11 protein-coding genes are annotated in these 11448 nt (G+C 71.4%); all 11 read right to left on the bottom strand.

Going from position 1 to position 11448, the window contains the following annotated elements:
- Positions 1–97: 97 nt before the first annotated feature.
- On the bottom strand, positions 98–835 hold the full coding sequence (locus IE157_RS06440) for an ABC transporter permease (RefSeq protein ID WP_229566321.1): 738 nt from the start codon (positions 833–835) through the stop codon (positions 98–100).
- Between the two features lie 179 nt (positions 836–1014).
- On the bottom strand, positions 1015–2193 hold the full coding sequence (locus tag IE157_RS06435; protein ID WP_098053471.1) for an ABC transporter substrate-binding protein: 1179 nt from the start codon (positions 2191–2193) through the stop codon (positions 1015–1017).
- Complete coding sequence (locus IE157_RS06430; protein WP_318281356.1) at positions 2190–2957, bottom strand: ABC transporter ATP-binding protein; 768 nt, start codon at positions 2955–2957, stop codon at positions 2190–2192. Before IE157_RS06430 ends, IE157_RS06435 begins: the two co-directional genes overlap by 4 nt.
- Positions 2954–4039, bottom strand: a complete 1086-nt coding sequence (locus IE157_RS06425) for an acyl-CoA dehydrogenase family protein (RefSeq protein ID WP_193519471.1) — start codon at positions 4037–4039, stop codon at positions 2954–2956. The genes IE157_RS06430 and IE157_RS06425 overlap by 4 nt, the downstream gene beginning before the upstream one ends.
- A gap of 87 nt (positions 4040–4126) precedes the next feature.
- Positions 4127–4666, bottom strand: a complete 540-nt coding sequence (locus tag IE157_RS06420) for a DUF4242 domain-containing protein (protein WP_098053472.1) — start codon at positions 4664–4666, stop codon at positions 4127–4129.
- A 253-nt stretch (positions 4667–4919) separates the two neighbouring features.
- Positions 4920–7292: a primosomal protein N' family DNA-binding protein gene (locus tag IE157_RS06415; RefSeq protein WP_305142840.1), complete on the bottom strand. Its 2373-nt coding sequence runs from the start codon at positions 7290–7292 to the stop codon at positions 4920–4922.
- 29 nt (positions 7293–7321) lie between these two features.
- Positions 7322–8527: a methionine adenosyltransferase gene (gene metK, locus IE157_RS06410; protein WP_143470041.1), complete on the bottom strand. Its 1206-nt coding sequence runs from the start codon at positions 8525–8527 to the stop codon at positions 7322–7324.
- An 11-nt stretch (positions 8528–8538) separates the two neighbouring features.
- Positions 8539–9837, bottom strand: a complete 1299-nt coding sequence (coaBC, locus tag IE157_RS06405) for a bifunctional phosphopantothenoylcysteine decarboxylase/phosphopantothenate--cysteine ligase CoaBC (RefSeq protein ID WP_318281355.1) — start codon at positions 9835–9837, stop codon at positions 8539–8541.
- Positions 9834–10298 carry a DNA-directed RNA polymerase subunit omega gene (gene rpoZ / locus IE157_RS06400; protein WP_131332972.1) on the bottom strand — a complete coding sequence of 155 codons (465 nt, stop codon included), beginning with the start codon at positions 10296–10298 and terminating at the stop codon, positions 9834–9836. Before rpoZ ends, coaBC begins: the two co-directional genes overlap by 4 nt.
- A 73-nt stretch (positions 10299–10371) precedes the next feature.
- Entirely contained in the window at positions 10372–10947 is a 576-nt protein-coding gene (gene gmk, locus IE157_RS06395) for a guanylate kinase (protein WP_131332973.1), read from the bottom strand.
- 111 nt (positions 10948–11058) lie between these two features.
- Complete coding sequence (gene mihF / locus IE157_RS06390) at positions 11059–11373, bottom strand: integration host factor, actinobacterial type (protein WP_193519470.1); 315 nt, start codon at positions 11371–11373, stop codon at positions 11059–11061.
- Between the last annotated feature and the right edge of the window lie 75 nt (positions 11374–11448).

Below are 11448 nucleotides of genomic sequence, written 5' to 3'. Positions count from 1 at the left end.
ACTCGCCCCCCCGGTTCTCGGCCCTGGGGTCTTCAGCCCGGAAGGTTTCAGCAGCCAGCGCTCCGGACGGTGACCGGGGGCGACGTCGCCGACCCCCTCAGGTGCGCACCACCCGTTCCCGCAGCAGCCACTGGGCGAGGGCGTCCAGCGCGATGCCGAGCAGCCCGATGACGAGGATCACCACGAGCATCTCGTCGTAGGCCAGACGGTCCCTCGCGTTGAGGATCTCGTAGCCCAGCCCGGTGCTGACCCCAAGCATTTCCGCGGGCACCAGCACGACCCACGAGATGCCCAGCGCTAGGCGCACCCCGGTCATGACGTAAGGACGGATGCTCGGAAACACCACCGTGAGCAGCCGCTCGAACGGTGTTGCGCCCAGGGTACGTGCCACCCGGAGGTGGGCCGGGTCCAGCGCGGCGACCCCCGCCGCGGTGTTCAGGGTGATCGGCCACACGGCGGCGGCCGCCACGAGGAAGACCACCGGCGCACTGCCCACTCCGAACAGGGCCACGGCCACCGGTGCCCACGACAGCGGCGAGACCATCCGCAGGAACTGCACCACGGGCGCGCTCGCCCACCGCACCCGTTGCCAGGAACCGATCACCAGTCCCAGCGGCACGCCGATCGCCGTCGCCAGCAACAGACCGCCGAGCAGGCGCCACAGACTCGTGACTGCGTCCTGGACCACAACTCCCCGTTCCAGGAGCGAACCGACGGCACCTGGCAGCTGCTCGGGGCGGAAAGCCGCGATCATCGTGGACCCGCCGGCGGCCGCGTGGGTGAACGCCCACCACGCCGCCACGGTCACGAGGACGCCGAATGTGCCCCAAGCCACGGCCGCACCTCGTCCGGCGCCCCCGCCCGCCCGTCTCCGGGACGTGGACGGCGATTTCGCTCGGTCACTGTGCGCACCCGCTCTGGAGTCTCGGACAGGGGCCGAGCCGGTGCCACCCGCTGACGGTGCGGCGGCGAGATCCGTGCCCGTGCTCTTGGGCGTGCTGCGGGATGTGGGACTCATGCCTGGATCTCCTCGGTGCGTGTGGTGCCGTGCATCCCGAACGCACCCCAGCCGCCTGCCCTTGCGATGCTCCGGGTCACCAATGCGTCGTCCACCAGCTCGCGGTGCGCGGTGGCAGGATCGAGCCCGGTGAGGAACCCGGCGGGGGCATCCACCACCGTGTCCTGCATCGCGCGCACCAGCTCCTGCGTGAAACTCGGGTACGGGTAGGGCCGGAAGTCCAGGGACTCGCCGTGCCAGTCAGGGTGGTGCAGCGCGTCGGCGTGCGCGGCCGCGGTGTAGGTCAGGGCCCGCTGGATCACGGGCTTCGGCTGCGGGAGGTAGCCGGAGGCCAACACCGCCGCGGTCTCGGGGCGGTTTGTCCGCGCCCACGCCTGCGCGCGGACCAGCGCGTCCATGAAACCCGCCGCCTGCTCGGGACGATCCCTCAGCAGCTCCCCGCGCAGCATGGTCACGCAGCAGGCGTGGTCCCGCCACACGTCCCCCAGGAACCGGTGGATCGTGCCCACGTGCTTCGCCTCCGCGGCCGCGTTGAACGGGTCCGCGACCACGTACCCGCCGATCACCCCGTTGTTCAGTGCGGGCAGCATGTCCGAGGGGGCCATCGGGACCAGCGCCACGGTCCGGGCGCTCGTGGACGGGCTCTCACGCATCACGGGTGTCAGCCCCTCGGCGCGGAGCATCTTCTGCACCACCACGTTGTGGATGGACCACCACGCGGGAATCGCCACGGTGCGGCCGGCAAGCCCCGCCAGGTCCGTGATCTCCGGGTGCACAGTGAGCGAAGAGCCGTTCGTGTGGTTCCACGCCGTGATCCTCACGTCCGCCTGCAGCTCGTAGCGCATGTACAGGGCCATGGGCATGAGCATGTGGATGGCCTCCACCTTGCCCGCCACGAAGGCCTCGGACAGCGAGGACCAGCTGCGGAACAGGACGGGCCGCGCGACAGCCACCCCGGCGTCGTCGTAGTAGCCGTTGGCGTGGGCCACCAGCAGGGGCGCGGCATCAGTGATCGGCAGGTACCCGATGCGCACGGGCCGTGAGCCGCCGTCACCACCGCTGCCGATGCGGGTTCCCGTGTAGAGGGAACCGGCGCCCCACGCCGCACCCGTCAGTGCCACCGCCGCGGTCCCGGCGCGCAGGACGGTCCGCCGTGTGGTGAGAGACCCGCTCATATCTCCCAGGTTCCCGCCTCGTCGTCCGTGCCGCGGTACGTCGCGAGAATCTGTCCGGCCGTGGTGCCGTCCTGGGACGGAACCCACTGCCGCCGAAAACCGCGCGGTCCGGCGAAGAAGCCGATGCGGTCCCCCAGCGCCATGGCCTCGGCGACGTCGTGCGTGACCAGGAAGACCGTCAGCCCGAGGTCAGTGGTCAGCTGCCGCAGCCACTGCTGCAGGTCCCCGCGGGTGGCGGGGTCCAGCGCGCTGAAGGGTTCGTCGAGCAGCAGCACGTCCGGGCGCACGGCGAGCGCCCTGCCCACGGAGACCCGCTGGGCCTGGCCGCCGGAGAGCTTCTGCACGGGGGTGTGGGCGAGGTGGGAGAGGCCGAGGATCTCGAGCAGCTCGCCCACGTGCTCGTCGTCGAAGCGGTCGCGGTTGCGCCGGTACCTGCCGCCGAGGGCGATGTTGCGCCGCACGGACAGCCAGGGGAACAGTGCCGGGGTCTGGAAGACCACGGCAAGGCGGGCGTCAGGGTCCGAGAACTCGATGCTGCCTCCGTCGAGGGTCTCGAGCCCGGCGATGGCACGCAGCAGGGTGGACTTCCCGGAACCGCTGGGGCCCAGCACGGCGAGGGTCTCGCCCCGGTGCAGGGTGAGGTCCACGCCGTCGAGGGCGGGGTCGGAGGCCCCCGGGTAGGTTTTGCTGACACCGAGCACCCGCAGCGCCGTGCCCGGGTCCGTGGTCACCGCGGTGCCGTCGCGCCCGTGCCCGGGCCTCACCCGATCCTGCGCAGTTCCCACCGCAGGTGGCCTTCCGTGGGCGACTGGACGGGCAGAAACGCTGCTTCCCGTGCGCGGCGCGCCGTGGGCGAGGACAGCGCGTAGCCACGGCCGCCCACGATCTTCGCCTCCAGGCGGGTGGCCTCGCCGGTGAGCAGGGCTGCGTCGAGGCGCAACTGCAGGAGCTCGCGGGGTGCGGCGGCACGCGGTTCCCGTGCCAGGCGCACGAGGTCCGCGCGCAGGCGCTGCTGCTCCGCCACGGCGTCGTCCAGGTCCTCGCGGAACATCTCGCCGACGCCGCCCAGGTTCTCCCGCGCGCTCGTCAGCGCCGCCGCGGAGAGACCGAGGCAGAACGAGGTCTGCAGCAGCAGGAACGGTCCGCGGACCGTGGCCAGGAACCCGGGGACGTCCTCGGTGAGGACGTCCTGCTCCGCGTCGATCTCCACACCCTCCAGGCGCAGGATGCCGGACGCCGTGGCGTTGAGCGCCATGAGGTTCTCCAGCGGCCGCACGCTGACCCCGCGGGCCGCCACCCGGGTGCGGACGATCGCGGGGCGTCCGTCCTCCCGGACGACCGGCAGGATCACGACGGCGTCCGGGTACAGGTTCGAGGCCCACGGCACGGTGCCGTCGAGCACCAGGTGGTCCCCCCGGCGGGTGAGCGTCACGGGGATCTCACCGATACCTGCCGCGGCCTTGAACGCCGGTGCCATGGCGGAGCACAGCGGCACGTCACCGGTGCGCAGCTCAGACGCGACGGGCGCCCCCACCGCGTCGAGGTACTCGAGGCCGGAGCGGTGGCCCCACAGTGAGAACGCCGTGGCCGTGCACTCGGCCGCGAGGTCGAAGACGACGGCTGCCTGTCCACGCAGGTCCCCGCCCCCGAGACCCAGGTCCAGCAGGCCCCGCTGCCCGAGCTCGCGCAGGGTCTCGAACGGGGTGGTGTCCGCCTCGTCGGTGGCCCTGGCACGCTCGGCCGCGCGTGCCCGGACCAGGCCGTGTTCCGGGTAGTCGGTCAGTGGGGCCAGGAGCTCCTGGTCGGAGGCAGTCTCGAAGGTTGCCGAAGCACTGGGCTGGGACATGGGTTCCGTTCTGACGAGGCGTGCGCCGGGCGCCGCGGCCCGTGGTGGGCTGCGGCACCCGGTGGTGGTGACGGGTGGACGCGGGACTCAGACCTCGAGCTTGAACATCCGGTCGAAGGGGGTGTCCACAGCCGCGCGGGCGCGCACCACGGCGTCCTCGTCCGGAGCGTTGTAGAAGCACAGGCACTTGGCGGTGTCCTCGCGGACGTAGGTGCGCAGGAACGACACCTCGGGAACCTCGGCGTACTTGGGCGAGTTCGCCTTCTTGCGGGTGAGGTACTGGTCCATGGTGATCTCGGCGGGGATGTCCCACTCCACGAGGTAGTCGGTCTGGCCACGGAGCTTCTTGATGTCCTCGAGCTCCGCGCCCACCAGGCGCACCTCGTCCGGGCCGGTGACCTCGGTGACGGAATCCCCCAGCGCCGTGCGCACGGTCTGCGCAAGACCCTCGGGCGTGTCCTGCTGCGTCTCCACGACGACGAACACGCGAGCGTGGTCCGCCGTCACCTGGGACTCGATGAGTTCGGCAGAGGCCTGCGTGACCGCGCTCGACGTCGCATCGATGATCGAGCGCACGGCCTCCTTCTCGGCCACGGCGGGAACAATTTCAATGAGCTGCAGCGACATGCGGATCCTTTCGGGAACGGGTCTGCGGTGATGACTCGCGCGCACGCCGGGACTCTTTGCCCCGGTGCGCGGTGCCACCCCGCGTGAACGTGCCCTCCACCGTAGGACTGCCACGTCCACCCCGTGCAAGAGGATTAACAATTCGACACATTTGACTGAGCAGGTCAGCCAGTCCTGGTGCACGCATGCGGTCCGGGTCCCGCCTCGCGATCCGCGGCACGTCAGGGTCCGTCGACGACGGCTGTGACGCGCCCTACAGCAGGTCGGCGACGTCGCAGCGCACCGTGACCGGCGCGTGTTCGCGCAGCGCGGAGGCGCGTGCCTTCTCCGCCCGCAGGGCACCGGTGACCCGCGGCGCGATCCCGAAGCCGAAGAACAGCAGCGCACGGTAGGGCCGGTTCCCGCCGCGCTCCCAGGAGCGGGCGGTGTCGGCACCGTCCAGAGTGGCGGCGTCATTGGTGACGGTCTCAGCAAGGTCGGCGCCATTGCCGGGAGTCTGCTCCACCGGTGCGGGGCCAACCACACGAACGCGCTCGGGCAGCGCGAGGTCCCGCAGGGTGGCGTCCACGGCATCCCGCGGGCCGGTCAGCGCCGCTGTCCGCACAGCCGGTGGCAGACCCAGCTCGTGGCGCTCCCGCAGCTCTCGCTCTGCGTGCCCAGCCGGGTCCCAGCGCACGAGCGCCGAGACGGCACGGTCCTGGTCCGCCGTGACCACCACGGTGCCCCCGTCGGAGGACGACCGCACCAGGGCGGCGGCGTTGAACCACCGGCGCAGGGTCTGCTCCTCCGCACGCAGCCACGGCCGGGCAAGCATCCGGTTGCCGTCCAGCAGCAGCGCGGCGGCGTAGCCGCCGTCCGCGACGGGCTCCGCTCCCGGCGTCGCCACCACGAGCGCCGGGGCGGACCCCACCCGGGGCCGCACGGTGCGCTCGCTCGACGAGATCACGGGCACCTGCGGGAACGAACGGCCCAGCTCCTCCGCGGTCCGGGACGCCCCCACGGTGCTCAATCGCACCCGGGTGAACCCACACTCCACGCACCGCCAGTCATGGGCGTGACGCCCGCACCACGTGCACACCGGCACGGCGTGGGCGGAATCCAGCGCGAGGGGCCCGTCGCATGCCTGGCAGCGCGCGGGCGTACGGCACCGCTGGCAGGCGAGCACGGGAGCATAGCCCTTGCGCGCCACCTGCACGAGCACGGGCCCGGACTTCAGGGCCTCGCGTGCCACCCGGAACGCCTCGTGCGGCAACCGGGCGCGCGCCGCGAGCGGGTCGAGGGCGGTGTTGTAGGAATCGGAGGTCGCTTCGATGCGCGGGGAGAACCGGCGCAGGTCCGCGCGATCTGGTGCCACGCGCGCCGCCCACCCTGTGGCCACGAGCCGCAGCACCTCGGGACTCACCGCGTACCCCGTGAACAGCGCGGCCATACCCTGTTGCTGGGTGCGCAGCAACAACACGTCCCGCGTGTGCTGGTAGGGGGCGCGCTGCTCCACGAAGTTCACGTCCCCGTCGTCATGACAACACACGAGCGCGAGGTCCTGCACCGGCGCGTACGCGGCCGAGCGCGTGCCCACAGCCAGGCGCTTCTTCCCGAGCGCGAGCTCGAGGAACCCCCGGTAGCGGGGCGTGGGTCCGTCGTCGGCGTGCAGGCGGACGACGGCGTCCTCCCCCACCAGCTCGCACAGCGCCCGTTCGAGCCGCTCCAGTGCCTTATGGTCCGCGACCACGCCCACAGCCCCACGACCAGCGGCGTACGCGGTGGCCATGGCGCTCGCGGTCAGCCCCGCCCAGTCATGGTCCTCGGCCGAGGGCAGTACCTCCACGACCGCGCGCGCCGGCTCACCACGCCCCACGGACGCCACGAACTCCAGGCCGCCCGTGTAGTGCTGCCAGCCGGTCGTCGCGGGCTCCCCGCGGGACGAGGGCGCTCGGCCGGGCTCGGGGGCCGCGGTCAGGTCCGCATCGGCGGCGCCGTCGGAAGCGGGGCCCGCTGATAGGTCGGCCGGCACCGCGGCGTCGTCGTCCGCATTCACGACGCCCGTCTCGGACGTCTCGGCGGCTTCGGGAGCCGCGAACTCCTTGTCCACCCGCGCGACCCGCGGGGCAATCGCGACCCGCAGGACGTCCGCGACCGTGCCCGCGCAGCGTTCGGCCACGGCCTGCGCGAGCTCGACGATCTCGGGGCGGGCCACCGGCAGCGGCGTGAGCACACGGCGGATGGGCAGCAATCGGTCCTCGGGGACGTCCGTGTGGGCCACGCGATCCACGACCCACCCGGACATCTTCCGTCCCGCGAAAACCACCGAGACCTTGGACCCCACGACCGCCTGGTCGTCGAGGGCAGCGGTCACGCGGTAGTCGAAGACCCGGTCCAGGTGCGGGACGTAGGCCTCGAGCAGGACCTTGGCCACGGGGTCGCGCGCCGCGCGACCCTCGGAGCCCAGGGCCTTTCGGGGCAAAGTACGCGGCTGGACCGGGGGTGCGGCCCCGGGCAGACCCGCGAGCGCGAGCTGCTCACCGGACGTGTCCCGCTCGGGGGTGTCCCGGTCCGCGGGGACGGAACCCGCAGTCGCGGAGTCCGGGCGCGCGGTGCCCGCCGACTCCAGCCTGGGAGACTCCGGCATGACGGGCTCCCTCCCGGCGGGGCCGGGGCTCACAGCCCCGCGGCGGAACGCAACTCCTGGACCCGGTCCGTGCGCTCCCACGTGAAGTCGGGGTCATGACGGCCGAAGTGACCGTGGGCGGCGGTCTTGGCGTAGATGGGGCGCTTGAGGTCCAGGTCCTCGATGATCGCCAACGGCCGCAGGTCGAACACCTCGGAGATCGCCTTCTCGATCCGCGCGGGGTCCACGGTCTCGGTGCCGAAGGTCTCTACATACAGGCCCACGGGACGGGCCTGACCGATCGCGTAGGCCACCTGGACCTCCGCACGGCGGGCCAGTCCGGCGGCCACGACGTTCTTGGCGACCCAGCGCATCGCGTACGCGGCGGAGCGGTCCACCTTGGAGGGGTCCTTGCCGGAGAACGCGCCGCCGCCGTGGCGGGCCATACCACCGTAGGTGTCCACGATGATCTTGCGTCCGGTCAACCCGGCGTCCCCCACGGGACCGCCGCGCACGAAGTTGCCCGCGGGGTTGACGATGATCTTGGTCGCGGACAGGTCCAGTCCGGAATCCTCCAGGACGGGGCTGATCACGCTGGTCGTGAGATCGCGCGTGAGCTGGTCCAGGTCGTAGTTCTCCGCGTGCTGGGAGGAGACGACCACGGTGTCCACGGAGACGGGGGTGTGCCCGTCGTAACCCAGGGTCACCTGGGTCTTGCCGTCCGGGCGCAGACCGGGCAGCACCGCGGTCTTGCGCACCCGGGTGAGCTGCTCGGACAGCCGGTGCGCCAACAGGATGGGGGCGGGCATGAGCGTGTCGGTCTCGTCCGAGGCGTACCCGAACATGATGCCCTGGTCCCCTGCGCCCTGCGCGTCCCGGGGGTCACGCGCGGCACCGGTGCGCTCCTCGAGGGACGTGAACACACCCTCGTAGATCTCGTTGGACTGCTCGCCCACACTGATGGACACACCGCAGAACTCGCCGTCGAAACCGTGCACGGAGGAGTTGTACCCGATGTCCAGCAGGGTCTTGCGCACGATGTGGGGGATCTCCACGTACGCGTCCGTCTTCACCTCGCCCGCCACGTGCACGAGGCCCGTGGTGACCATGGTCTCCACGGCCACCGAGGAATTGGGGTCCTCGGTCAGCAGGGCGTCCAGGATCGAGTCGGAGATCTGGTCACAGATCTTGTCCGGGTGCCCCTCGGTCACCGACTCGGACGTGAAGATTCTCAGGTGCTTGCTCGCTTCGTTCACGGGAGACCACATTACCCGTCGGTGCGGATGTCCTCGGCGAGGCGCTGCACCACGAACCTCGCCACCTCGTCCTTGGTCCCGCGCGCCCCGCGGTCCTCGCCCGAGCGGGCCGAGAGCACCGTGACCTCGGTGTCGTCGCGACCGAAGACCTTGTCCGTGCCCACCTCGTTGAGCACGAGCAGGTCGCAGCCCTTGCGTTCGAGCTTGGCGCGGGCGAAGTCGAGCACCGAGTGCTCGGCGTCCCCGGTCTCGGCGGCGAAGCCCACGATCAGCTGCTCGAGAGAGCGCTCGGCACGCTGGGCCACGACGGCGCGCAGGATGTCCGGGTTGCGCACCAGCCGGATCACGGGGTCCGTGCCGTCCTCGGACTTCTTCATCTTGTGCTCGCCCACGGTGCCCGGGCGGTAGTCCGCCACGGCGGCGGCCATGATCACGACGTCGGCCTCGCGCGCGGCAGCCAGGGTCGCGTCCTGCAGCTCACGCGCCGAGGACACGCGCGTGATGTCGACGCCGCTCGGCAGCTCGGTCTCCACGTGCGCGACGATCAGGTGCACGTGTGCGCCCGCGTCGCGCGCGGCACGGGCCAGGGCCACGCCCTGCTTGCCCGAGGACCGGTTGCCCAAGAAGCGCACGGGATCCAGGGCTTCGCGCGTTCCGCCCGCGGTGACCAGGACGCGGCGTCCGCGCAGAGCGTCGTCGCCGTCGGACGATGAGTGGGCGGAGCTGGAGGCGGGGTCCACGAGGGCGAGCGCGGCGTCGAAGATCTCCTGCGGCTCGGGTAACCGGCCCGGGCCGCTGTCCTTGCCCGTGAGCCGACCGCTGGCCGGGTCGAGGACCGCGTGGCCGTGCTCGCGCAACAGGGCGACGTTGCGCTGCGTGGCCGGGTTCTGCCACATCTCGGTGTGCATGGCCGGGGCCAGCAGCACGGGCGCGGCGGTCGCGAGCACCGTGGTGGTCAGCAGGTCGTCCGCGTGCCCGTGGGCCACCCGGGCCATGAGGTCCGCCGTGGCCGGGGCGATCACCACGAGGTCCGCGGCCTGGCCCTGGGCCACGTGGTTGACCGTGTCGATCCGGTCGAAGACCGACCCCGAGACGTGCTCGCCCGTGAGGGCCTCCCACGTGGGCGCACCCACGAACTGCAGGGCGGCCTCGGTGGGCATGGGCACCACGTGGTGGCCGGCCTCGGAGAACAACCGGGACAGCAGGGCGGCCTTGTATGCGGCGATGCCCCCGCCCACACCCAACACCACGCGCAACGGGGCGCGGGGCGGGGAGGGGACGGGGGCGTCGCGGCCGTGCGGGTCGGTCACTGCTCGGAGGACTCCGCGGAACCCTCGGCGGGGTCCTCGGTGTCCGTGGCCGGGGTCTCCTCGGAGGTCTCCCCCAGCTGGACGCCGTCGGAGAACACCGCGGTGCCGTCCTGCTCACCCTGGGCGAAGAAGTCGCCGGTGAACATGTCCGTGGCGGTGGGCTCGTCGCTGACCATCTGGCCGTTGGGGGTGAACCCGGCGTGGTCCACGTGCACGGCCTCGATCAGGCCCTCGTCGACCTCGCGGAACGCGATGGACAGGGGCTTCTCGTTGAGCTGGGTGTCCACGAGCGGACCCACGTACTCGAACAGACCCTCGTGCAACTGCGAGTAGTACGCGTTGATCTGGCGGGCGCGGCGGGCACCGAAGATCACGAGTCCGTACTTGGAATCCGTCTTGTCGAGCAACCGATCGACGGGCGGGTTGACGATGCCTTCGTTGTTCGTGCTCACGTGTTTCATGACTCCTGTGGTGGACGGAAAAGGTGGTGCTACTGGCCGTGGGGGTTGCGCGGATCCGGGGCGGGTGACCGCCTCAACGGTGCGATGCGCTCGGCAACCCCATGAGGGCCACGAGTTCGGCGGCGGCGCGTTCCACCGTGTCGTTGACGACGGTGTGATCGAACTCGGGTTGCGCCGCGAGTTCCAGTTTAGCCGTTTCCAGCCGACGCTGCTGTTGCTCGGGGGTCTCGGTGCCCCGGCCCACGAGCCGGTGCACCATTTCCTCCCAGCTCGGCGGGGCCAGGAACACGAACTGGGCGTCCGGCATGGCCTGGCGCACGCTGCGCGCTCCCTGCAGGTCGATCTCGAGCAGGACGCTGCGCCCGGCCGCGAGCGCTTCCTCCACTTTGTGGCGCGGTGTGCCGTACCGGTTGAGGTTGTGCACGACCGCCCATTCGAGCAGGTCGTGGCGATCGATCATGTCGTCGAACTCGGCGTCGCTGACGAAGAAGTAGTGCACGCCCTCCACCTCGCCGGGCCGCGGCGCACGCGTGGTGGCCGAGACGGACAACCACACCTGCGGGTAGTGGTCCCGGATATAGGTGGACACCGTTCCTTTGCCCACGGCCGTGGGGCCGGCCAGAACGGTCACGGTGGGTGTGGGACGCACGGATACCTCCGGGAGAAGACGGTGACGGGCGAGCGGTCAGCTCGCCCGTCACTGTATCAACCGCGGGTCCTAGTGGTTGCGCCCGGGATCGTGCGGATCGGGGACCAGGGTTCAGCGGTCCAGGTAGTCCACGAGCGCCTTGCGCTGGTGCTGACCCAGGCCACGCACCCGGCGGGTGGGTGCGATCCCGATCTGCTTCATGATCGCCGCCGAGCGCACCTTCCCGATCCCGGGGGTGGCCTCGAGCAGTTCGGTGACCTTGAGGCGGCTGACGGCTTCGTCCTCCTCGCCCCTGCGCAGCACTTGTGCCGCGGTGATCGACCCGTCCCGCAGTCCCTTCTTGATCTCCGCCCGCGCGGTCCGCGCCGCCGTGGCTTTCTCGCGCGCGCGTGCGCGCTCTTCGTCCGTCAGTGGCCGCAATGCCATGCCCAGCTCTCCTCCTCGTGTGACAGCGGCTCGGCCGTGCGCCTGATGGGGGGGGGACGCACGCAAGCCGTCCCC

Origin of the sequence: Kocuria marina (assembly GCA_014652975.1) — a bacterium.
In the GTDB taxonomy this organism is placed as follows: Bacteria; Actinomycetota; Actinomycetes; order Actinomycetales; family Micrococcaceae; genus Kocuria; species Kocuria marina.
This window is presented reverse-complemented; position numbering and strand designations above follow the sequence as displayed.